Genomic DNA, 22,138 nt, shown 5'->3' on the forward strand with positions numbered 1-22,138 from the left:
GTACCACCAGGGATTCGATGCCACCGACACCGACGTCGGCGGCGACCCGCTGACCGCGGCCGGCTTCACCTACCAGCCCGTCACGATGGGCCTGCTGGGACTCCCGGCGGCGACGATCGCGGCCCGGGTCTCGCGGATCAGCGCGGCCTCCTTGTCGGGGCCGACGCACAGCAGGTCCGCGCCGGCGACGAGCGCCAACACCGCCGCCTCCGGGATGCCGCGACCGCTCCCGTCCTCACCCGAGGCGCCGGCCATGTCGAGGGCGTCGCTGACGATCGCACCGTCGAAGCCGAGCTCGCGGAGCCGGCCCAGGATCGGGGCCGACAGGGTGGCCGGCAGCTCCGGGTCGAGCGCGGGCACGACCAGGTGCGAGGTCATCACCGAGGCGGCGCCGGCCGCGACCGCGGCGGCGAACGGCGGCAGCTCGCGGGCGGCCAGGGTCTCCTCGGACGCCTCGAGGACCGGCAGCGTCAGGTGGCTGTCCTGCGCGGTGTCCCCGTGGCCGGGGAAGTGCTTGACGCAGGCGGCGACGCCGGCCGACTGCAGGCCGCGCACCCAGGCCGCCACGTGCCGGGCGGCGAGGTCGGGGGTCGCCCCGAAGCTGCGGGTGCCGATCACCGGGTTGTCGGGGTTGGAGTTGACGTCGGCGACCGGGCCGAGGTCGAGGTCGATCCCGACGGCGGCGAGGTCGACACCGACGGCGCGCCCGGTGGCCTCGGTGAGGTCGACGTCGTCGGCCGCGCCGAGCACCGCTGCGCCGAGCGCCGGGCTGGCGGTGCGCGTGTGCAGCCGGGTGACGTCGCCGCCCTCCTCGTCGACCGCGACCAGGGCGTCGGGACGGGCGGCGCGGACGGCGTCGACGAGCGCGGCGGTCTCGGCGCGGGAGCCGGTCAGGTTCGAGCCGAAGAGACAGATGCCGCCGAGCCCGTCGACGAGCAGGTCGCGCCACTCCTCGGGCAGCGCGGGGCCGGCGAAGGAGGCGAGCAGCACGCGCAGCGCGAGCGTCTGCACGGGGGCACCGGGCGACGCGACGGCCTCGTGGGAGGTCGTGGTCATCCCTTCACCGCCCCGGCGGTCAGCCCGGAGACCATCCGGCGCTGGACGATCATGAAGAAGATGACGACCGGGATCGTGATCAGCGTCGAGCCGGCCATGATCGCGGCCCAGTCCACGCCGCGGCTGCGGGACTCGGAGAACCCGATCAGCCAGACCGGCAGCGTCTCCTTGGCCGGGTCGGTCATCACCACCAGCGCGAGGGTGAACTCGTTCCAGGCCTGGATGAAGCCGAACAGGCCGGTGGCGACGAGGCCGGGCGCCAGGAGCGGCAGGGTGACGGTGAAGAACGCCCGGACCCGGGAGCAGCCGTCGACCATCGCGGCCTCCTCGAGCTCGCGCGGCACGCCGTCCACGAACCCGCGCAGGGTCCACACGGTGAACGGCAGCACGGCGGCGACGTAGACGAGCGTCAGGCCGATGATCGAGTTCAGCAGCCCGAAGCCCTCGAGCATCTTGTACTGGCTGATGAACAGTCCCTCGGCGGGGATCATCTGGATCAGCAGCAGCGTCATGATGAAGGAGCGGCGGCCGCGGAACCGGAACCGGCTGACCGCGACGGCGGCGAGGAACGCGAAGAGCAGCGCGACGCCGACGGTGAGCAGGGTGACCATCAGGCTGGTGGTCAGCGCGTCGCGGAACGCGTCGCCGGCCAGCACCCGGCGGTAGGCGTCGAGGTTGCCGCCCCAGGGGAACCAGACCTGTTCGGTGCCGCGGATCTCGTTGCGGGGCAGGAAGGACCGGGAGACCATCCAGTAGACCGGGAAGACGCTGACCACCAGCACCATCAGGCCGACCGCGTTGGCGGCGTACCGGACGGGGGTCGGGGTACGACGGGCCATCAGTCGTCCTCCTCCTGCTTGAGCATCATGCGGATGTAGGGGGCGGTGATCACGACCGTCAGCGCGAGCATGAACATCGCCGCGGCGGCGGCGAGGCCGAACTCACCGCCCTTGATGCCGAGCGAGTAGATGTAGGTGCCCAGCAGGTTGGTGTCGCGGGTGATGCCGCCGGCCTTCTGCAGCGTGTAGATCTGGGTGAATACCCGCAGGTCCCAGATCAGCTGGAGCAGCAGGACCACGAGCAGCACCGGCCGGATCGAGGGCAGCACCACGTGGCGGAACCGCTGCCACGGTCCGGCGCCGTCGATCTCGGCGGCCTCGAGCACGTCGTCGGAGACCTGGGTCAGCGCGGCGTAGAGGGTGAAGACCACGAACGGCACGCTCATCCAGACCACGACGATGGTGGCCACCATGAAGAACGAGAGCGGGTGCAGCAGCCACGAGTGGCCGGCGTAGTCGCCGCCGAGCTCGACCAGCACCCAGTTGACCAGGCCGTACTCGGTGTCGAAGAGGAACTGCCAGATCGTCATCGCGGCGACGACGGGCGTCGCCCAGGCGAGCAGCAGCCCGATCTGGGCGGCGACGCGGACCCAGCCGCTCATCCGGGCCATCAGGACCGCGATGCCCATGCCCAGGCCCAGCGTCAGGCCGGCGTTGACGAAGCAGAAGGCCACGGTGCGCCCGACGACGGCCCACAGGTACGGGTCGGTGAGCAGCTCGCGGTAGTTGCCCAGGCCGATCCACTCGGGCGGCTGGCCGAACTGCTGGGCCAGGCCGAACTCCTGGACGGAGAGGAAGACCTGCCGCACCAGCGGGTAGCCGAGCGCGAGGACCAGCAGCGCAGTGGCCGGCAGCACCAGCCCGATCGGCAGCGGCGTACGGCGGGCGGCCGCGCGCCCGCGCGACGTTCTTCCTCCTCGGGGGCTACTGGTCACGGGACCATCCTGGTCGGACCGGTCGGTGCGGTCCGAGCTCGGTCCCCGGGTGCGGGTGCGCCGGGACGTCCCGGCGGGGCTGGTGGTGGTCACGTGCGGCTCCCGTGAGGGGACGCGGCCCGGGCGAGGATCGCCCGCCCGGGCCACGGCCCAGCTCGATCAGTTCAGCGGATCAGTTCAGCTCGTCGGTGATCCGCTCGTCGGCCTCGGCCGCGAGGGTCGTGACGTCGCCGCCCTGGGCGATCTCGCTGAACAGGTCCTCCAGGATCCGGGTGCCCTCGACGGTCGCCCAGTTCGCGGCGGCCGGGGTGAGCTTGGCGTTGGACGCTGCCGCGATGGTGGCCTGCGCGAACTCGTCGTCGCCGAGCAGGCTCGCCAGCGACTCCCGGGCCGGGGTGAGGCCCTGAGCGGCCATCAGGCCCTGGTAGTCGTCGCTGAGCATCAGCGCGAGGGCCTCGCGGGCGAGGTCCTGGTTGGGCGACTTGGCGGGCACGGCGATGTCGGAGCCGCCGAGCAGCACCGGGGCGGGCTCGCCGTTCGAGCCGGGGAGCGCGAAGACGCCGATCTGGTCGGCCAGCTTCGGGCAGCCGCTGTCGGGGTCGGCGAGCATGCCGTAGACCCAGCCGGGGCGGGACATCATCGCGACCTTGCCGGCGCAGAACGGGGTGACCGGGTCGGCCTCGTTGGCGTCGGCCGGGGCACCGGAGGCCTCGGTGAAGAGCTTCTGGACGGTCTCGAGGCCGGCGAGGGACTCGTCGGTGGACAGGGTGCCGGCCCAGCCGTCGCCCTCGGGGGCGGCGAAGTCGCCGCCGGCGTCCCACAGGAACGCGGCGCCGTCGCGCCAGTCCTGGCCGGGCAGCCAGTAGCCGGAGAAGTCCTTGCCGCCGTCGGCCTTCTTGAGGGCGATCGCGGTCTCCACGAACTCGTCCATGGTGGTCGGCACCTCGACGCCGGCGTCGGCGAAGAGGTCCTTGCGGTAGAAGACGTAGGTGGAGCCGGCGTAGTACGGCACCGCGTAGGTCTTGCCGTCCACGGTCGCGCCGTCGACGAAGCCGCCGAGCAGGTCGTCGCCGCCGAGCTCGTCGAGGTCACCGGTCAGGTCGCTGAAGGCACCGGCGGTGGTGAACGTCGGGGCCTGGGTGTTGCCGACCTCGACGATGTCGGGGGTCTGGTCCTCCGACGACAGCGCGGTGGTGAGCCGCTCGACGAGGCCGTCCCACTCCTGCTCCTGGATCGTCAGGGTGGAGCCGGGGTTCTGCTCCTCGAACGTCTCCTTGAGCCAGTCCCGCGCTTCCTGCGGGGTGTCCGCGCCGTTGAGCCAGACGACGAGGTCGGCGGTCTCGGGACCGCCGTCGACCTCGGTGTCGTCGGACCCGCAGGCGGCGGTCGCGCCCAGCAGGGCAGTGACGGCCGCCAGGGCCAGTGTCTTCTTCATGCGCACCGTGTGTTCCTCTGCTTCCTTGACGGGACGCGGCGCCGGGAGCGGACCGCGTGTTCGGTGGAGCCCGGGGGCTCGTGAGGTGGGGTCACGAGACCCCGAGCTCGCCGGCGAGGACCAGACCGGTCGCGCCGACGAGGACTCCGTCGTCGCCGAGCTTCGCTGCCCGGACCACGAACTCTTCCGCGGTGACCGGCATGACCCGTGCACGCACGGTGTCGCCGGCCACCCGTGCCAGCGGGTCGACCAGGTCGGCCGGACCGCTGAGCACCAGCTCTCCGAGATTCAGCGCGGCCACCACCGGGGCGACCGCCTCGCCGAGGGTGCGGCCGGCGGCGGCCAGCACCTCGTCGGCCCCGGCGCCCTCCGCCGTGGCGGCGGCGATCCGGCGGCGCAGCCGCGGCACGGCCAGGAAGGTCTCCAGGCAGCCGCGGCGGCCGCAGGCGCAGTCGTCGCCGTCGGGGTCCACGACGACGTGGCCGATCTCGCCGGCCGCACCGTGGTGGCCGTGCAGCACCGCACCGCCGAGCACCAGGCCGGCGCCGACACCCGTGCTCAGCCGCATCAGCATGAGCCCGCCCTCGTCGCCGCCGCCGAAGGTGTACTCCCCCACGACCGCGGTGTTGGCGTCGTTGGCGACGTAGGCGGCGTGGCCGAGCGCGTCGCGCAGGCGGGCGGCGAGGGGGACGTCGTGCCAGCCGAGGTTCGGCGCGTCGACGACGACGCCGTCGCGGCTGACCACACCGGGGGTGGCCACGCCGATGCCGAGCAGCGGGCGGTCGCTCTGCGCGACCAGGTGCGCGGCGAGCTCCTCGACCGCCGCGACCGCGTCGCCCCCGCGGCGGCCGGCGAGCGGCCGGGACTCGCGGGCGACGACCTCGCCGGTCAGGGTGAGCACCGCGCCGACGACCTGGTCGTCGACGGAGAGGTCGATGGCGACGACGTGCTTGGCGTCGGCCACCAGCCCGATCAGCGTCGGCGGCTTGCCGACCCGGCTCTCGGCGGGGGCGCCGAGCTCGGCGACCAGGCCCTCCTCGATCAGGCCCGCGACGAGGTCGGAGACGGTGACGCGGGTGAGGCCGGTGCTGCGGGCCAGGTCGGCGCGGCTCGCGGGCCCGTCGGTGAACAGGTGCTGCAGCAGCATCGACTGGTGGTGACGGCGCGAGTCCGCGCGGTCGAGCTTGGTCCGCTCACGCAGCGGACGCTCGGTGGGACTTCGCCAGGACATGTTTGTTAGTTCAGCACACTTACATATACGGTGGCAAGCAATTCAGAGATCCGGATCACATGAGACCCCCGCCACGTCGAGCGTGGCGGCCCCCGAGGAGGCAGTGATGGCGAGCATCACCTTCGACCGCGCCCAGCGCTGGTACGCCGGCGCCGAGTCCCCCGCCGTACCCGGCATCGACCTGGAGGTGCGCGACGGCGAGTTCCTCGTCCTGGTCGGGCCGTCGGGCTGCGGGAAGACCACCACCCTGCGGATGCTCGCGGGGCTGGAGGAGGTCGACGGCGGCCGGATCATGATCGGCGAGCGGGACGTGACCCGGACGGCGCCGAAGGACCGCGACATCGCGATGGTCTTCCAGAACTACGCGCTCTACCCGCACAAGTCGGTGCGCGACAACCTCGCCTTCCCGCTGCGGATGTCCGGCGTGGACAAGGAGCAGCAGGAGCGCCGGGTCACCGAGGTCGCCGCGATGCTCGGGCTCGACGAGCTGCTCGACCGCAAGCCCAAGGCCCTCTCGGGCGGCCAGCGCCAGCGGGTCGCGATGGGTCGGGCGATCGTCCGGCAGCCGCAGGTCTTCTGCATGGACGAGCCGCTGTCGAACCTGGACGCCAAGATGCGCGTGCAGACCCGCGGCGACATCGCCCGGCTCCAGCGCGAGCTCGGCGTCACCACGGTCTACGTCACCCACGACCAGGTCGAGGCGATGACGATGGGCGACCGGGTGGTGGTGATGAACGGCGGCGAGGTCCAGCAGGTCGACACCCCGCTGCGCCTCTACGACGCCCCGGCGAACCTGTTCGTCGCCGGCTTCATCGGCTCGCCGGCGATGAACCTGCTCCCCGGACGGGTCGACGGCGACCGCCTGCTGCTCGGCGGCGCGGAGGTGGCCCTGGACCCGGCCACCTCGGCCGCGCTCACCCCGGGGGTGACCGTCGGGGTGCGGGCCGAGGGCTGGCAGCCGGTGCCCGCCGGCGACGGCCTCGCGGTCCGGGTGGACCTGGTCGAGGAGCTCGGCGCGGACAGCTTCGCCTACGGCACGGCCGACCTGGGCCCGCTCGGCGAGGCGCCGGTGACGGTGCGGCTGGCCGCGCGCGACCAGGGCCGGGCCGGCGACGTGCTGCACGTGGGGGTCGCCGCCGGCGCCGCCCACGTGTTCGACACCGCCTCGGGGCGGCGCCTCAACGCCTGACGGCGCGGCGCTGCGCGCGCAGGTACATTGCCGGTACGTGCCGCGGCCGTACGGGGGGCTCCCGCGACACAGCCCGAGCAGCCTGCCGTGGGAGTCCGGATGCCGCCTCGCCGTACCTCGATCCTCCTGGCCGGCGCCCTCGCGGGCGCCGTGCTGCCGGCGTTCCCGGGACTGTCCTGGCCGGCGGGCGCGGCCGGAGCGGCCGACGACGACGCGGTGCTGCCGCTGCCCGTCACCGCCTCGGCGGTCACCGACGCCTCGACCACGCTGACCGTGCCGGTGCCGGCCGGGGTCGAGCCGACCGCCCTCATCGGCCGGCTCGTCGCCCCCGACGACTGGACCGGCTCGGTCGCGTTCTCCGCGGCGGGCCGGACACTGGCCACGGTGGAGGTGCCCGCCCCGGGGCGGGTCTCCGTGCCGCTGCGCGGGGTGCGGGTCGGCGAGGAGCGGACGATCGAGATCGACATCGCGCCGTCCACGGAGGAGCAGGACACCCGGGGCTGCTACACGCCGACCGACCTGGTCGCCTTCGAGGACCTGCGGCTGCGGTTCACCGGCACCGAGTCCGCGCCGACCACCGTGGCCGACTTCCTGCCGGAGTTCGTCCGCGGCGTCGACGTCAAGGTCGCCTCGGACGCCGACGCCGACCTGCTGGAGGCCGGTCTGACCGCCGTCGCGGCGATCGGCGCCGGCACCACCACGCCGACGCCGGTCCGCCTGCTCCCCGACGACGCCCGCACCCGCGCCGGCGCCGGCCACCGCGTGGTCGAGCTCGTCGCCGGGGACGGGAGGGCCACTACGAGCATCGACGACGACGGGGGCGTCCCGACGCTGCGGATCGAGGGCGGCACCGACGAGCTCGTCGACGCGGCCCGCGCGCTCGGCAACGACGCGCTGGCCCTGGCGGACGCCGCCCGGACCGAGGGCCTCGCCGCCAGTGCCGCCGAGCCGGGCAGCCCGGGCACGGTGACGCTGGACGACCTCGGCTACCCGACCCTCGGCTTCGAGGGCTGGGGGCAGACCGACCTGTTCATCGACGTCCGCCAGGACGTGTTCGGCACCGCCGTCGACGGCTTCGACCTCCACCTGACCGGCGCGCACACGGCGCTGCCCGAGGACGCGCGCGGCCAGCTGGACGTCTACGTCAACGACAGCCTCGTCACCTCGACGGACCTCACCGACGACCCGGAGCTGGACCTCGACGTCACCGTGCCGGCGGACCTGCTGCGCGCCGACACCACGGTCCGCCTGGCGGTCAGCGCCGCACCGCCGACCGGGGACTGCGACGGCCCGGCCTTCCAGCTCCCGTTCGAGCTCGCGGTCGACGGCGCCGCCTCGACCGTGACCGCCGGGGAGGGCGACCCGGCCGACGGCTTCGACGCCTTCCCGCAGGCTCTCGGCGGCACCCTCGCGGTCGGGCTCCCCGACGACGACGCGCTCGCCGCCGCCGCCGAGGCGGCGCAGGTCCTGCTCGCCCTGCAGCGCTCGGCGGCGCGACCGCTGGGCGTCGACGTGATGTCGACCGAGGACTTCGTCGGCGGGGACGCGCCGGGCCTCCTCGTCGGTGCCGACGAGACCGCCAGCGACGACCTCGGCGCGCCGCTCGTCCTTTCCCGGGACCGGCAGGTCCGCAGCGGCGACCAGATCTTCGAGGTGGGCACGGACACGCCGTACGCCGCGCTCGAGGCGTTCGACGCCGACGGCCGTGAGGTGCTGCTGCTGGGCTCCTGGTCCCCCGACGGTGCGGCCCCCGACCTCAGCGGCGACCTGGCCGACCAGGTCGCCGAGGACGGCTGGAGCAGCCTCGGCGGCGACCTGCTGGTCACCACCGGGGACGGCGCCCCGCTGGCGCTCGACTCGGCCGCGCTGGCGGCGGAGACGGGCGATGCCGACGACGACCGCTCGTTCGCCTGGTGGTTCCTGGGCGGCCTGCTGGCCCTCGTCGCCCTGCTGGTCGTGCGCGCGATCATCGCCCGCCGCCGGGGCGACGAGATCCCCGAGATCGCCCGGATGGACCAGGAGCCCGAGGGCGGGGACGAGGACGACGACGAGCCCGGCCCACCGGCCTGACCTGCGCCTCCGCGAAACTTGGGACCGGTCCCAACTCCGCGCGAATCGCACCCGCCGCACGGCCGCAGGGGGTTTACTTACCCCACTCCGCACCGGTGGCGGGCCCTGCTCCAGGCCCGGCGGTCCGCGCCGCGGGGCGACGCGACCGCACGGCATCTCGGGGGATGATGAGAGCACCCTGCATGCCCACGAGCACCCCACCGGGACACCAGCGACGCAGCCTGCGCCGCTGGTTCGACACGTTCCTGGTCGTCGCGGCCGTCAGCCTGCTCGTGCTCGGCGGCGCGGCCCAGGGCTGGGACCCGCCGCGGTGGACGCCGATCGGCGCCATCGCCCTCGCGATCGTCCCGGTGCTGATCCGGTTCGGGATGTCCATCGAGACCCCGGGCGGCACGCTGCGGGTCAGCAGCGCGCCGGCGGTCCTCTTCGCCTACGAGGTCGACGGCAGCCTCACCTTCGCGCTGATGTGGTCCGTGGTCGTCTTCACCTCCTACGTCTCGTTCTTCGGCCCCCGCCGCGGCCTCGGCCGCGCCGGCGCGGAGGTGATCGGCGGCCTGGCCATGATCGCCGCCGCCCAGCACGTGTCGACGGCCCTCTGGCCGCTGGACCGGGTCGTCGTGGCCGACGCGGTCTTCGCGGCCGTGGTCGTCGCCCTGGAGATGATGCGCGCCGGGACGGTCGACGTCCGCCGGACGCTGCGCGGCGTGCGTCCCCGCGACGCTGCGACTGTCTTCGGGGGCTTCGTCCTGGCGTCCGCGCTGGTGGTGCTCATGCGCGAGGCCTACGACCACTCGCCGTCCCTGGCCACCGGCTCCACCGCGGGCGCCTGCCTGCTCGTCTTCGTGATGGGCCAGATCGTGCTGGTCAGGCTGCAGGCCCAGACCCGCGGGCTGGAGATCCTCAGCGCCGCCGGCGCGGCGATGCCGTGGCCGGGCGCCCGGATCGAGTCGATGCTGCTCGACCTCGCCGACGAGGCCGTCCGGGCCCAGCGCGTCGAGCTGCGCGACACCCCCGGCGACGGCCACCAGATGTCGGTCGCCCTCCCCCACCTCGGCTACCTGGTGGTCACCCGGGGCCGCGGGGGCCACCCGTTCACCAAGGCGGACCGGCGCCTCATGCTCGCCCTCGCGCGGATGGCCGAGTCCTCCCGGACGCAGGCCCTCCAGCAGGAGCAGCTGCGCTACCAGGCCACCACCGACGAGCTCACCGGGCTGCACACCTACGCGCACTTCCGGCGCCGGATCGACCCGGAGGGCGGCGTGCGGAACGCCGGCCGCCAGGTGGTCTTCCTCTTCGTCGACCTCGACGGCTTCAAGCGCCTGAACTCCACGATCGGGCACCTGGAGACCGACCAGGTGCTGGCCGGGATCGGGCGCCGGATCCAGCAGCTGCCGCAGGACATCCGCGCCTGCCGCTTCGGGGGCGACGAGTTCGTCTTCCTCAGCACCGCGGCCGAGGACGACATCGCCATCCAGTCGCTGGTGGCCCAGGTGCGCGCCGCGATCGAGCAGCCGCTCACGATCGGCGAGCAGGTGGTCCAGGTCCACGCGTCGGTGGGCATCGCCACCTCCCGTCGTCCCGAGGAGCCGCTGGACACCGTGCTGCGGCGTGCAGAGACCCGGATGCGCAGGGCCAAGCACGGCCGTTCCGCCCCGCTGATGAAGCCGCGCGCCGAGATGATGCAGCACCTGTTGGGCCCCGACGGGTTCTCCGTCGCGTACCAGCCGATGGTCTCGGTGCAGACCGGCGAGGTGCACGGCGTGGAGGCCCTGATCCGGGTCGCCGACCGGACCTTCGGCCAGCTCTCCCCGCTGCTCGTCGTCGACAACGCGATGCGCGCGGACCTGCTCGACGACCTGACCATGGCGATCCTGGAGACCGCGGTGCCGGTGGTCGAGCAGGCCGGCGCGCTGCTGGCGCGACGACTGACGCTGGCGATCAACATCGAGTTCGGCCAGCTGCGCGAGGACAACCCCCTGGCGGCGGCGCTGCTCGACGCCACGCGGGAGCACGAGGTCGACCTCGTGCTCGAGCTCTCCGAGCGGGCCTTCGACACCTGGACCGACGCCCACGTGCGGCTGGCGGAGCGCCTGCGCGCCGCCGGCATCGGGCTGGCCATCGACGACTTCGGCGCCGGGTACGCGACGTTCTCCCTGCTCAACCAGTGGCCCTGGGAGATGGTCAAGGTCGACCGCAGCCTGGTCGCCGGCAAGAACCCCGCCGAGCGCCGCCTCCTCACCCACGTGACGAGCCTCCTCGACGACCTGGCGCGGCCGATGACGGCCGAGGGCATCGAGACCTTCGAGCAGCTCATGCTGGTCAACCAGCTGGGCGTGCGCTGGGCCCAGGGGTGGTGGATCTCCCCTCCCCTGACCGCTGCCGCGCTGCTGGCGGCCGTGGGCTCCTCGCCCCGGTTCCCCATCTTCGCGGGTGCCGCGCCCCCGCCGCCCGACGCGGAGGACCCGGCGCGCCGTCCCCCGCCGGTCGACGCCAGCACCTAGCCTGGGCGCCGTGAGCACGACCTCCCCGCAGCGACCTCGCACCCTCTGGGAGCAGGGGCGGGCCCGGGGCCGCGAGGTCGTCTCCCTGAGCGTGGCGCTCGTCGCGACCGCGGTCCTCGTCGACCTCGCCCTCTCCGAGGTGCTGGGGATCTTCTACGACCTGGTCTTCGTCACCGTCTGCGTCGGCGCGGCGCTCGCGGTCCGGCACCGTGACTTCTTCGCCGTGGGCACCCTGCCGCCGCTGATGATGGTCGGGGCGGTCCTGCTGGTCGCGCTCGCCGACCCGGCCGCGGTCGCGGACCCGCGGGACGGGCTCGTGCAGGCCACGCTCTCGGGCCTCACGCACCACAGCGTCGCCCTCGTGATCGGCTACGGGCTGTGCCTGGCCCTGCTGGGCATGCGCCGCTCCTCGGCCGTGCCGGCGCCCCGGGGCTGAGCCGGGCCCGGCCTCACTCGAAGCGGTCGGGGTCCCCGGCGCCGCGGCGTACCAGCTCCGGCGCGCCGGAGGACCAGTCGACCACCGTGGTCGGCTCGGCCGGGGTCTCCCCCGCCTCGACGACGATGTCGACCTGGTGGTCGAGCTCCTCCTTGATCTCCCAGCCCATCGTGCGCGGCTCGGTCTCCCCGGGCAGGATCAGCGAGCTGGACAGCAGCGGCTCCCCGAGGGCATCGAGCAGGTCCCGGACCAGCGTGTGGTCGGGGATGCGGACGCCGACGGTCTTCTTCTTGGGGTGCATGAGCCGGCGCGGCACCTCCGGCATCGCCGGAAGGATGAACGTGTACGGCCCGGGCGTGGCCGCGCGGATCGCGCGGAAGGCCGAGTTGTCCACGTGCACGAGCTGGCCGAGCTGGGAGAAGTCGCGGCAGATCAGGGTGAAGTGGTGCCGCTCGTCCAGGCCGCGGATCGCGAGGATCCGGTCCCGGCCGGCCCGGTTCCCGATCCGGCAGCCCAGGGCGTAGCCGGAGTCGGTCGGGTAGGCGATCAGCGCGTCGTCGTTGAGGGCGTCGACGATCTGCTGCAGCAGACGGGGCTGCGGGTTGTCCGGGTGGACGTCGAGGTAGCGGGCCATGGCCGGCGGATCAGAGGCGCACGGCGGTCTTGGTGGACCGTCCGGCGGCCTTGAGGTCCCGGTGCAGCTCCTTGGGCAGCGAGAACGCGAGCGTCTCCTCGGCCGTCTGGACCGCGCGCGCGTCGGGGTAGCCCCGCTCCGCGAGGTACGCGAGCACCTCGGTGACGAGGTGGTCGGGCACCGAGGCGCCCGAGGTGACGCTGACCGTGCGGGCGTCCTCGAGCCACGCCTCGTCCAGCTCGGTGACGTCGTCGATCCGGTACGACGCCTTGGCGCCGGCCTCGAGGGCCACCTCGACGAGGCGGACGGAGTTGGACGAGTTGGCCGAGCCGACCACGATGACCAGGTCGGCGGCCGCACCGATCTCCTTCACCGCGACCTGGCGGTTCTGGGTGGCGTAGCAGATGTCGTCGCTCGGCGGGTCCTCGAGCTGCGGGAACTTCTCGCGGAGCCGGCGCACCGTCTCCATGGTCTCGTCGACGCTCAGGGTGGTCTGGGAGAGCCACGCCAGCTTGGCATCCGCGGGGAACTCCAGGCGCGCGACATCGTCGGGGTGCTCGACCAGCACCGTCCGGTCGGGGGCCTCGCCGGCGGTGCCCTCGACCTCCTCGTGACCGGCGTGGCCGATCAGCAGGATCGTGTATCCCTCCGCGGCGAAGCGGACCGCCTCGCGGTGGACCTTGGTGACCAGCGGACAGGTCGCGTCGATCGTCTTGAGCTCGCGCTCGCCGGCCTCGCGGACCACCGCCGGCGAGACTCCGTGCGCCGAGAAGACCACGGTCGCGCCCGTCGGCACCTCGTCCAGCTCCTCGACGAAGATCGCCCCGCGGGCCTCGAGGTTCGCCACCACGTGCTTGTTGTGCACGATCTGCTTGCGCACGTAGACCGGCGCGCCGTACAGGTCGAGCGCCTGCTCCACGGTGACCACCGCGCGGTCGACGCCGGCGCAGTAGCCCCGCGGCGCGGCGAGCAGCACCTCGCGGTCGGCGTCGTCGGAGGGCAGGAGACGGGGCATCCCGACATCGGTGGTCATGGGGCGAGTCTACGAGGCGCGGGGGCGGCGCCAGAAAAGCCCGGAAAAGCAACGGACCGGCGCACCCAGGGGGTGCGCCGGTCCGCGTGCTTCAGACCCGTCAGGCCTTCTCGGCGTCCTCGGCCGGGGTCTCGCCGGTCTCCTCGACCGCGCCACCCTCGTCCTCGAGCACCTCGGTGCCCTCGGCCTCGACCTCGACGTCGGCCTCGACGGCCTCCACCGGCGCCTCGTCCGCGGCGGGCTCCTCCACCACGGGCTCGGCCGGGGCGGCCGGAGCGGCCTTCGGCGCGGCCGGGGTGTAGGCCTCGGTGACCAGCTCGATGACCGCCATGGGGGCGTTGTCGCCCGCACGGTTGCCGATCTTGGTGATCCGGGTGTAGCCACCGGGACGCTCGGCGAAGACCGGCGCCAGGTCGGCGAACAGGGTGTGCACGACGCCCTTGTCACGGATGACCTTGAGGACCTCGCGGCGCTGGTGCAGCGGGTTCTCGCCGGCGTTGGCCTTCTTCGCCTTGGTGATCAGCTTCTCGGCGTACGGACGCAGGGTGCGCGCCCGGGACTCCGTGGTGGTGATCCGGCCGTGCTCGAACAGCTGGGTGGCCAGGTTCGAGAGGATCAGCCGCTGGTGGGCCGGGCTACCGCCGAGGCGGGGACCCTTCTTGGGCTTGGGCATTGCTCTTCCTTTTCCTCCCCGGCCGTGTCAGGTACCGGGGTCCGGCCGTATCAGGTACCGGGTAGTGGGGTGATCCGGGCCGCGGGGGCCCGGGAGTCAGCTCAGAACTGCTCGTCCTCGACGAAGGACTCGCCCTCGTCGTCGTCCTCGCCGTAGGAGGCCAGCGCGGCGTGCGGGTCGAAGCCCGGAGCGCTGTCCTTGAGCGAGAGACCCATCTCGACCAGCTTGGCCTTGACCTCGTCGATCGACTTCGCACCGAAGTTGCGGATGTCGAGCAGGTCCTGCTCCGAGCGGCTGATGAGCTCACCCACGGTGTGGATGCCCTCGCGCTTGAGGCAGTTGTAGGACCGGACGGTCAGCTGCAGGTCCTCGACCGGCAGGGCCAGGTCCGCGGCGAGCTGCTCGTCGACCGGCGACGGGCCGATGTCGATGCCCTCGGCCTCGACGTTGAGCTCACGGGCCAGGCCGAAGAGCTCGACGAGGGTCTTGCCGGCGGACGCGATCGCGTCGCGCGGCAGGATCGAGGGCTTGGTCTCGATGTCGATGATCAGCTTGTCGAAGTCCGTGCGCTGCTCGACACGGGTGGCCTCGACCTTGTAGGTCACCTTGAGGACCGGGCTGTAGATCGAGTCGACCGGCATGCGGCCGATCTCGTTGTCGGCGCCCTTGTTCTGGACGGCCGACACGTAGCCGCGGCCACGCTCCACGACGAGCTCCATCTCGAGCTTGCCGTTGTCGGAGAGGGTGGCGATCTTCAGGTCGGGGTTGTGCACCTCGACGCCGGCCGGCGGAGCGATGTCGGCGGCGGTGACGTCGCCGGCACCCGACTTCCGCAGGTACATCGTGACGGGCTCGTCGTGCTCCGAGGAGACCACGAGGCCCTTGAGGTTCAGGATGATCTCGGTGACGTCTTCCTTGACACCGTCGATCGTCGAGAACTCGTGGAGGACGCTGTCGATCTTGATGCTCGTGACCGAGGCACCGGGGATCGACGACAGGAGGGTACGACGCAGGGAGTTGCCCAGCGTGTAGCCGAAGCCCGGCTCCAGCGGCTCGATGACGAACCGCGAGCGGAACTGGTCGACGGACTCCTCCGACAGGGTGGGGCGCTGTGCGATGAGCACTGGTTTCGTTTCCTTTCCGGGCCACCCGCTATATGACGACCCAGACCGACGAGGACGTGGTCCTCAGATTTTGATATCGGACGAAAACTCCTCCGAGCCCCGTCCGTCCACCCGGGGTGGAAGGACGGGGACTCGGTGGTGGTCACTTCTTGGAGTAGTACTCCACGATGAGCTGCTCCTGGACCGGGATGTCGATCTGCTCGCGCACCGGCAGCTGGTGCACCAGGATCCGCATCCGGGTCGGGAGCGCCTCGAGCCACGCCGGGACGACGCGCTCGCCGTGGGTCTCACGAGCCACGATGAACGGGGTCATCTCGAGCGACTTCTCGCGCACGTCGATGATGTCGTACTGGCTGACCTGGTACGACGGGATGTCGACCTTCTTGCCGTTCACCAGGAAGTGGCCGTGGACCACGAGCTGGCGGGCGTGGCGGCGCGTGCGGGCGAAGCCGGCACGGTAGACCACGTTGTCGAGGCGGGCCTCGAGCAGCTGGAGCAGGTTGTCACCGGTCTTACCCTGGCGGCGCGAGGCCTCCTCGTAGTAACGGTGGAACTGCTTCTCCATGACGCCGTAGGTGAAGCGAGCCTTCTGCTTCTCCTGCAGCTGGGTGCGGTACTCGCTCTCCTTGATCCGCGCGCGGCCGTGCTGGCCCGGCGGGTAGGGGCGCTTCTCGAACGCGGCGTCGCCGCCGATCAGGTCGACACCGAGACGGCGCGACTTCTTGGTCATGGGACCGGTGTAGCGGGCCATTTCCTTCGCTCTCCTTCAGTCTCGGTGGGTCAGACGCGCCGGCGCTTGGGCGGGCGGCAGCCGTTGTGCGGGGCGGGGGTCACGTCCTGGATGGTGCCGACCTCGAGGCCGATCGCACCCAGGGAGCGGATCGCCGTCTCGCGGCCCGAGCCCGGGCCCTTCACGAAGACGTCGATCTTCTTCATGCCGTGCTCCATCGCCCGGCGGCCGGCGGCCTCGGCGGCCATCTGCGCGGCGTACGGGGTGGACTTGCGCGAGCCCTTGAAGCCGACGGTGCCGGCAGAGGCCCACGAGATCACCGCACCGGTCGGGTCGGTGATCGTGACGATGGTGTTGTTGAACGTGCTCTTGATGTGGGCTTCGCCCTGAGCGACGTTCTTCTTCTCCTTGCGGCGCACCTTCTTCGCTGCCGCACGAGCCTTGGGAGGCATTCGTTTCTCCTGTAGAAAGCTGGTCAGTTCCGGTGGCCGGGCTCGCGCCCGTCACCACCGAGGATCAGTGGGCCTTACTTGGCCTTCTTCTTGCCGGCAACCGTGCGCTTCGGGCCCTTGCGGGTACGAGCGTTGGTCTTGGTGCGCTGACCGCGGACCGGGAGGCCCATGCGGTGACGGCGACCCTGGTAGCTGCCGATCTCGATCTTGCGACGGATGTCGGCCTGGACCTCGCGACGGAGGTCACCCTCGATCTTGAAGTTCGCCTCGATCTCGTCACGGAGCTTGACCAGCTCCTCGTCACCCAGCTGGTGCACGCGGAGGTCCGGGTTCACACCGGTGGCCTCCAGCAGCTGCTGGGCGCGGGTACGGCCGATGCCGTAGATGTAGGTGAGAGCGACCTCGATGCGCTTGTCGCGCGGAAGGTCGACACCAACGAGTCGTGCCATGAGTGGCGGTTCTCCTTGTGCTGCACGGTGGTGTGGTCGTGGCGCATCCCGTGGTTCCCTCATCCGAGGTGCCGGGCCCCGGCCATCCGTTCCGGGGGTGGTTCACCGTCGGTGCCCCTCGCGGGTCAACGACGGCTGAGCGCGCACGTCATGGTTGTGTTCAGTTGTGCGCCGGCGTTCTCCGTGGAGTCCGCCGGCGGTTCGCTCCGGGGCTCAGCCCTGGCGCTGCTTGTGGCGCGGGTTCTCGCAGATCACCATGACGCGGCCGTGGCGACGGATCACCTTGCACTTGTCACAGATCTTCTTCACGCTCGGGTTGACCTTCATGTCAGCCCTTTCTCTTGCGGCTGGTGGCTACTTGTAGCGGTAGACGATGCGACCGCGCGAGAGGTCGTAGGGCGAAAGCTCCACCACGACCCGGTCCTCGGGGAGGATCCGGATGTAGTGCTGGCGCATCTTCCCGCTGATGTGAGCCAGGACCTTGTGGCCGTTGCTCAGCTCAACACGGAACATTGCGTTCGGAAGGGCCTCCACGACGGAGCCCTCCATCTCAATGACGCCTTCTTTTTTCGCCATGTCCTCACACATCTGATCGACATCGTCTTCCGGCCGGCCCGGGAACCTCCGCCCCACCCGAGGGTGGTGCGGTGGACCTCGTCGAGCCGTGTCACGCGCCCCCGCCGGAGGTGTTCCGACCGGCAGCCGCGAGCATCGCGACACAGACCCACGTTGGGCCGACACGCCAGTCTAGGGCGGCGGTCCAGCGAATCCCTAATCATCGAGCACCCCGCGGGCGCCGTTGTGGTACTGCGCTCGGCGAGTCGGCCCCGGCCCCGGCGGTTGAGCCGGTCGGGACCCTGCCGACGCGCGCCTCAGGCCCCGGCCATCAGCTCGAGCGTGCGCTCGCGCCCCGGCGAGCGGCCCGGGTCGGTGCCGGCGACGGTGCCCGCCACCGGCTGCACCATCACCTCGTCCACCCCGAACTCCGCCGCGAGCTCCCCGATCCGGGCGCGGGCCGACGCCGGGTCCCCCACCACCCAGCGCTCCCGCATCGCCAGCGCGAGGTCGCGGTGGGCGTCCGGCAGGGCGGCGAACCGCTCCTCGGCCTCCTCGATCGTCGGCTGCGCGGTCAGCTCCTGGCCGGTGCGCAGCGCCAGCATCTGCAGCAGGTTCGGCAGCACTGACCGCTCCGCCTCCGCGGTCGTCTCGGCGACCACCGCGTTGGCGGTCAGGAACGTGCGCGGCTCGTCCAGCTCCGGCGACGGCTTGAAGGAGGAGCGGTAGAGCTCCAGCGCCTCCGCGGTGCCCTGGCCGGAGAAGTGGTGGGCGAAGACGTACGGCATCCCCTTCTCCGCGGCCAGCCGCGCGGAGAAGTCCGAGGAGCCGAGCAGCCAGATCGCGGGCACCGAGGTCGCCTGCGGGGTCGCCCGCAGCACGTGCGTGCGCTCGCGCAACGCCAGGCCGACGCCGGCCGGCTCCATCATCGCGAGCACGTTGTCGACGTACTCGGGGAAGCGCGCGACCGCCTGGTCGTCCACGCCGCCCGCGCCGTGGCGCAGCGCCCAGCTGGTCACCGGGTCGGTGCCGGGGGCGCGGCCGAGGCCCAGGTCGATCCGGCCCGGGAAGGCCGCCTCCAGCAGCGCGAACTGCTCGGCGACCACCAGCGGCGCGTGGTTGGGCAGCATCACCCCGCCCGAGCCGACCCGGATCCGCTCCGTCGCGGAGGCCAGCATGGCGATCAGCACCGGCGGGTTGGTGGCCGCGACGGCCGGCATGTTGTGGTGCTCCGCCACCCAGTAGCGGCGGTAGCCGAGGCGGTCGGCGGTGCGGGCCAGCGCGACCGAGGCCCGCAGTGCGTCGGCGGTGGTCTGGTCGGTGCGCACGGGCACCAGGTCGAGGACGGAGAGCTCAGCAGACATCAATCGTCCTCAAGGAGCGCCGGCACCGAATCATTCCCTCCCCTGCCGTGTCCTCGGTCCCCCGTGACCCCACCGCCGCGAGTTGGGGGAAAACGACCGTCGAGTTGCGGATTCAATCCGCAACTCGACGGTCGCCATGTCGCAACTCGGCGGTCGTTTTCCCCCAACTCGCGCTCTGGGTGTCAACGCCAGTCGGGGCCGGGGGTGTCGTCCACGTCGGTCGGATCGCCCTGACCGGGGACGTCGCCGGCAGCGGCGACCTCGGGCTGGCGGCCGGACTTCACCAGGCTCGCCACCGCGGTGACGACGAGGGTGACGAGGATGACCGCCAGGCTGAGCAGCGAGGAGATCTCCGGCACCGAGACGTGCTCGCCGCCGTTGATGAACGGCAGGTCGTTCTCGTGCAGCGCGTGCAGCACCAGCTTCACGCCGATGAAGGCGAGGATGAAGGCCAGGCCGAGCGACAGGTAGACCAGCTTCTTGAGCAGCCCGCCGAGCAGGAAGTAGAGCTGGCGCAGGCCCATCAGCGCGAAGACGTTCGCGGTGAAGACCAGGTACGGCTCCTGGGTGATACCGAAGATCGCCGGGATGGAGTCGAGCGCGAAGAGGATGTCGGTGACGCCCAGCGCGATGATCACGATCAGCATCGGGGAGACCACCCGGACGCCGTTCTCCCGCCACCACAGGCTCAGGCCCCGGTACTCGGTGCCCACGTTGAGGTGGCGCTGCGCGAACTTCACGATCGCATTGTCCTCGGGGTGCTCGTCGTCGTGGGAGCCGTAGGACTTGACCAGCTTCAGCGCGGTGTAGACCAGGAACGCGCCGAAGATGTAGAAGACCCAGCTGAACGCCTCGATCAGCGTGTAGCCGAGCGCGATGAAGATGCCGCGGAAGACCAGCGCCAGGATGATGCCGACCAGCAGCGCCTCCTGCTGGTACTTGCGGGGCACCTTGAGCGCCGCCATCAGGATGATGAAGACGAACAGGTTGTCGATGGACAGGCTGTACTCCGTCAGCCAGCCGGCGAAGAACTCGATCCCGTAGTCGTGGCCGTGGAACGAGAGCGTCCAGATGCCGAAGAGCACCGCGGCACCGACGTAGAAGGAGAGCGCGACGGCGCACTCCTTCATCGACGGCTCGTGCGGGTCCCGGGCGATGACGAAGATGTCGAAGGCGAGCACGCCGATGGTGACGGCGAGCGTGATGCCCCATTCGAGGGCGGAGACGTCCATGTGGATCCTTCGTGGGTACGTCGTGAGCGGTCGGTCGATCGCCCGAGGTCTCTTCCGCCGTCAGGTTCACCGTGACGACCGACGGGCCCGGACCGCGCAGCCTGGCTGCCGGTCGTGATGACGACCCCGACGCGAAGGAGTACTCCCCCCTGGTCCGGCCCATCCTTCCACGCGGCCCCCAGCGACGACGAGTCAGGGAGCGGTACGACGCCGCGCCGGCGTCGTACCCGCGGCGGGTCAGGGCAGGCCGGTGACGCGGGCCATCGTGGCGAGCTTGGCGCCGGTCTCCCGCACCTCGGCGTCGGGGTCGGAGCCGGCGACGATGCCCGCGCCGGCGAAGAGCCGGAGCCGCTCGCCGTCGATCACCGCGGCGCGGATGGTGACCGCGAACTCGCCGTCGCCCGAGCCGTCGACCCAGCCGACGCAGCCGGCGAAGTAGTTGCGGAGATCGCCCTCGAGGGCGGCGATCGTCGCCTGGGCGGCCTCGCGGGGGACGCCGCCGACGGCGGGCGTCGGGTGCAGCAGCTGGGCCAGCCGCAGGGCGCTGGGGCCCTCGGCGCCGGCGGCCAGCCGGGCGCGGATCGGCGAGGCGAGGTGCCACACGGTGTCGGTGCGCATCAGCTGCGGTGACGACGGCGCCTCGATGTCGACGCAGACGTCCTTGAGCGCGTGCACGATCGCGTCGACGACGAACGCGTGCTCGGCGAGGTCCTTGCCGGAGGAGAGCAGCCGGCGACCGCGCTCGGCGTCCTCGGCCAGCTCCTCGGAGCGCGGCACGGAGCCGGCCAGCGGGGTGCACTGGATGAGGTCGCCGGAGCGGCGCACGAGCAGTTCGGGGCTGGCGCCGAGGAGCAGCGGTCCGGGGGTGTCGCCCTGGGTGAGCGGCACCGAGAAGACGTACCGGCCCGGCCGGGTGGTCAGCAGCCGGTCGATCACGTCGGCCGGGTCCAGGGGCGGCTCGCTGACGACGTCCAGGCAGCGCCCGAGGACCACCTTGTGCAGGCTGCCGTCCTCGATCTGGCGCAGCGCGGCGCGCACCATGTCGGCGTACTCGGCGGCGGTGGGGAACTCCCGCACCCGCCACTCGCGGTCCGCCGGCTCTGTCCCGGGGCTGCGCAGCGCCCGCTCCTCCCCCACGACCTGGTGCAGGATGCCGGGCGCGCCGGCCTCGAAGGAGAGCGCGCCGACGGCCCGCTCGCCGGGCTCCAGCGCGGCGACCACGCGGTCGGCCCAGTCCGGGTCGGCGCCGTCGGGGCTGACCCACGTCCGCAGGACCCGGTCGGCGACGTAGGCGTCCTCGCCGGAGGCGAAGAGGAGGGGGCGTGCGGTCAGTCCTGCCGGGGTGAGCACCTCATGATCCGTCACCCCGTCAATCCTCGCCGCCGTAGGGGGCGCCCAGCGCGGTCAGCCGCTCGCGGCCGCCGTCCAGCGCCGTCAGGACCCAGACGCCGTCCGGGGTGAGCGCGAAGGTGTGCTCGTAGTGGGCGGCCCACGACCCGTCGAGGGTGACCACGGTCCACTCGTCCTCGGCGACGCCGGTCTCCTGGTCGCCGAGCACCACCATGGGCTCGACGGCCAGCGCGATGCCGGGCCTGAGCCGCGGACCGCGCCCGGGACGGCCGTAGTTGGGCACGTCGGGCGACATGTGCATCGAGGTGCCGATGCCGTGGCCGGTGTAGTCCTCGACGATCCCGTAGTCGCCCGCGGCCCGGACCGAGGTCTCCACGGCGTGCCCGATGTCGGTGACCCGGCCGCCGTTGCGGACCGCGGCGAGGCCCGCCCAGAGCGACTCCTCGGTGACCCGCAGCAGCTCGGTGACCTCGGCTCGCACCTCGCCCACCGGCACGGTGATCGCGGCGTCGCCGTGCCAGCCGTCGACGATGGCGCCGCAGTCGATCGAGATGACGTCGCCCTCCTCGAGGCGCCGCGCGCCGGGGATGCCGTGCACGACCTCCTCGTTGACCGAGGCGCAGATGCTGGCCGGGAACGGTGGCTCGCTGTAGCCGAGGAACGACGGCACCGCGCCGTGGGAGCGGATGTGCTCCTCGGCGAGGCGGTCCAGCTCGGCGGTGGTGACGCCGGGCGCGACCGCGCCGCGCAGCAGCTCCAGCGTGCGGCCGACGACGAGCCCCGCGGCCCGCATCTTGCGGACCTGCTCCGGGCTCTTCATCTCGACCCGGCGATCTCCGAACATCATCGA

Annotated in this window: 22 protein-coding genes; 4 read left to right on the plus strand and 18 right to left on the minus strand. The window is 72.2% G+C overall.

Features of this window, described 5'->3' with window-relative positions; all coding sequences use genetic code 11:
- Nucleotides 1-69: 69 nt before the first annotated feature.
- The 5 genes from ABLM29_RS03480 to ABLM29_RS03500 all read right to left on the minus strand — a co-directional run bounded on the left by ABLM29_RS03480 (nucleotide 70) and on the right by ABLM29_RS03500 (nucleotide 5,496).
- Nucleotides 70-1,056: a glycoside hydrolase family 3 N-terminal domain-containing protein gene (locus tag ABLM29_RS03480; RefSeq protein ID WP_349712434.1), complete on the minus strand. Its 987-nt coding sequence runs from the start codon at nucleotides 1,054-1,056 to the stop codon at nucleotides 70-72.
- Complete coding sequence (locus ABLM29_RS03485; protein WP_349712436.1) at nucleotides 1,053-1,895, minus strand: carbohydrate ABC transporter permease; 843 nt, start codon at nucleotides 1,893-1,895, stop codon at nucleotides 1,053-1,055. Before ABLM29_RS03485 ends, ABLM29_RS03480 begins: the two co-directional genes overlap by 4 nt.
- A complete protein-coding gene (locus tag ABLM29_RS03490; protein ID WP_349712438.1) occupies nucleotides 1,895-2,830 on the minus strand; it encodes a carbohydrate ABC transporter permease in 936 nt (311 codons plus the stop codon). Before ABLM29_RS03490 ends, ABLM29_RS03485 begins: the two co-directional genes overlap by 1 nt.
- A 172-nt stretch (nucleotides 2,831-3,002) precedes the next feature.
- Nucleotides 3,003-4,265, minus strand: a complete 1,263-nt coding sequence (locus ABLM29_RS03495; RefSeq protein ID WP_349712439.1) for an extracellular solute-binding protein — start codon at nucleotides 4,263-4,265, stop codon at nucleotides 3,003-3,005.
- A gap of 91 nt (nucleotides 4,266-4,356) precedes the next feature.
- Nucleotides 4,357-5,496, minus strand: coding sequence for an ROK family transcriptional regulator (locus ABLM29_RS03500; protein ID WP_349712441.1), 1,140 nt, complete (start codon nucleotides 5,494-5,496; stop codon nucleotides 4,357-4,359).
- A gap of 106 nt (nucleotides 5,497-5,602) precedes the next feature.
- Here ABLM29_RS03500 and ABLM29_RS03505 point away from each other — a divergent pair, with 106 nt between their 5' ends.
- The 4 genes from ABLM29_RS03505 (at nucleotide 5,603) to ABLM29_RS03520 (ending at nucleotide 11,692) form a co-directional block, all read left to right on the plus strand.
- The gene (locus tag ABLM29_RS03505) at nucleotides 5,603-6,685 is read left to right on the plus strand and encodes an ABC transporter ATP-binding protein (RefSeq protein WP_349712443.1); all 1,083 of its coding nucleotides are present in this window, start codon (nucleotides 5,603-5,605) and stop codon (nucleotides 6,683-6,685) included.
- 99 nt (nucleotides 6,686-6,784) lie between these two features.
- The gene (locus ABLM29_RS03510; RefSeq protein ID WP_349712445.1) at nucleotides 6,785-8,755 is read left to right on the plus strand and encodes a cellulose biosynthesis cyclic di-GMP-binding regulatory protein BcsB; all 1,971 of its coding nucleotides are present in this window, start codon (nucleotides 6,785-6,787) and stop codon (nucleotides 8,753-8,755) included.
- 182 nt (nucleotides 8,756-8,937) lie between these two features.
- Entirely contained in the window at nucleotides 8,938-11,256 is a 2,319-nt protein-coding gene (locus tag ABLM29_RS03515) for an EAL domain-containing protein (protein ID WP_349712446.1), read from the plus strand.
- A 10-nt stretch (nucleotides 11,257-11,266) separates the two neighbouring features.
- Nucleotides 11,267-11,692 carry a DUF6542 domain-containing protein gene (locus tag ABLM29_RS03520; RefSeq protein ID WP_349712447.1) on the plus strand — a complete coding sequence of 142 codons (426 nt, stop codon included), beginning with the start codon at nucleotides 11,267-11,269 and terminating at the stop codon, nucleotides 11,690-11,692.
- A 13-nt stretch (nucleotides 11,693-11,705) separates the two neighbouring features.
- On the opposite strand, the gene ABLM29_RS03525 is transcribed toward ABLM29_RS03520, so the two are convergent.
- From ABLM29_RS03525 to map, 13 genes are all read right to left on the minus strand, one after another.
- Nucleotides 11,706-12,326: an L-threonylcarbamoyladenylate synthase gene (locus ABLM29_RS03525; RefSeq protein ID WP_349712449.1), complete on the minus strand. Its 621-nt coding sequence runs from the start codon at nucleotides 12,324-12,326 to the stop codon at nucleotides 11,706-11,708.
- Between the two features lie 10 nt (nucleotides 12,327-12,336).
- A complete protein-coding gene (locus tag ABLM29_RS03530) occupies nucleotides 12,337-13,359 on the minus strand; it encodes a 4-hydroxy-3-methylbut-2-enyl diphosphate reductase (RefSeq protein ID WP_349712450.1) in 1,023 nt (340 codons plus the stop codon).
- A 100-nt stretch (nucleotides 13,360-13,459) separates the two neighbouring features.
- Nucleotides 13,460-14,032, minus strand: coding sequence for a 50S ribosomal protein L17 (gene rplQ, locus ABLM29_RS03535; RefSeq protein WP_349712451.1), 573 nt, complete (start codon nucleotides 14,030-14,032; stop codon nucleotides 13,460-13,462).
- A 101-nt stretch (nucleotides 14,033-14,133) separates the two neighbouring features.
- Nucleotides 14,134-15,156: a DNA-directed RNA polymerase subunit alpha gene (locus ABLM29_RS03540; protein ID WP_349712452.1), complete on the minus strand. Its 1,023-nt coding sequence runs from the start codon at nucleotides 15,154-15,156 to the stop codon at nucleotides 14,134-14,136.
- A gap of 142 nt (nucleotides 15,157-15,298) precedes the next feature.
- Nucleotides 15,299-15,907 carry a 30S ribosomal protein S4 gene (rpsD, locus tag ABLM29_RS03545; protein WP_349712454.1) on the minus strand — a complete coding sequence of 203 codons (609 nt, stop codon included), beginning with the start codon at nucleotides 15,905-15,907 and terminating at the stop codon, nucleotides 15,299-15,301.
- A 29-nt stretch (nucleotides 15,908-15,936) separates the two neighbouring features.
- A complete protein-coding gene (rpsK, locus tag ABLM29_RS03550) occupies nucleotides 15,937-16,338 on the minus strand; it encodes a 30S ribosomal protein S11 (RefSeq protein ID WP_134765348.1) in 402 nt (133 codons plus the stop codon).
- A gap of 74 nt (nucleotides 16,339-16,412) precedes the next feature.
- Nucleotides 16,413-16,787: a 30S ribosomal protein S13 gene (rpsM, locus tag ABLM29_RS03555; RefSeq protein WP_136594879.1), complete on the minus strand. Its 375-nt coding sequence runs from the start codon at nucleotides 16,785-16,787 to the stop codon at nucleotides 16,413-16,415.
- A 213-nt stretch (nucleotides 16,788-17,000) separates the two neighbouring features.
- On the minus strand, nucleotides 17,001-17,114 hold the full coding sequence (gene rpmJ / locus ABLM29_RS03560) for a 50S ribosomal protein L36 (RefSeq protein ID WP_008361054.1): 114 nt from the start codon (nucleotides 17,112-17,114) through the stop codon (nucleotides 17,001-17,003).
- Nucleotides 17,115-17,141: 27 nt separating this feature from the next.
- Nucleotides 17,142-17,363: a translation initiation factor IF-1 gene (infA, locus tag ABLM29_RS03565; RefSeq protein ID WP_028656368.1), complete on the minus strand. Its 222-nt coding sequence runs from the start codon at nucleotides 17,361-17,363 to the stop codon at nucleotides 17,142-17,144.
- Between the two features lie 296 nt (nucleotides 17,364-17,659).
- Nucleotides 17,660-18,706 carry an LLM class flavin-dependent oxidoreductase gene (locus ABLM29_RS03570; RefSeq protein ID WP_349712455.1) on the minus strand — a complete coding sequence of 349 codons (1,047 nt, stop codon included), beginning with the start codon at nucleotides 18,704-18,706 and terminating at the stop codon, nucleotides 17,660-17,662.
- A gap of 182 nt (nucleotides 18,707-18,888) precedes the next feature.
- Nucleotides 18,889-19,938 carry a TerC family protein gene (locus ABLM29_RS03575; RefSeq protein ID WP_349712457.1) on the minus strand — a complete coding sequence of 350 codons (1,050 nt, stop codon included), beginning with the start codon at nucleotides 19,936-19,938 and terminating at the stop codon, nucleotides 18,889-18,891.
- A gap of 237 nt (nucleotides 19,939-20,175) precedes the next feature.
- The gene (locus ABLM29_RS03580) at nucleotides 20,176-21,303 is read right to left on the minus strand and encodes an isochorismate synthase (RefSeq protein ID WP_349712458.1); all 1,128 of its coding nucleotides are present in this window, start codon (nucleotides 21,301-21,303) and stop codon (nucleotides 20,176-20,178) included.
- A 4-nt stretch (nucleotides 21,304-21,307) separates the two neighbouring features.
- Nucleotides 21,308-22,132, minus strand: coding sequence for a type I methionyl aminopeptidase (map, locus tag ABLM29_RS03585; RefSeq protein ID WP_349712612.1), 825 nt, complete (start codon nucleotides 22,130-22,132; stop codon nucleotides 21,308-21,310).
- Nucleotides 22,133-22,138 lie beyond the last annotated feature (6 nt).

The sequence above is a fragment of the Nocardioides sp. YIM 152588 genome, from assembly GCF_040191335.1.
GTDB lineage: Bacteria > Actinomycetota > Actinomycetes > Propionibacteriales > Nocardioidaceae > Nocardioides.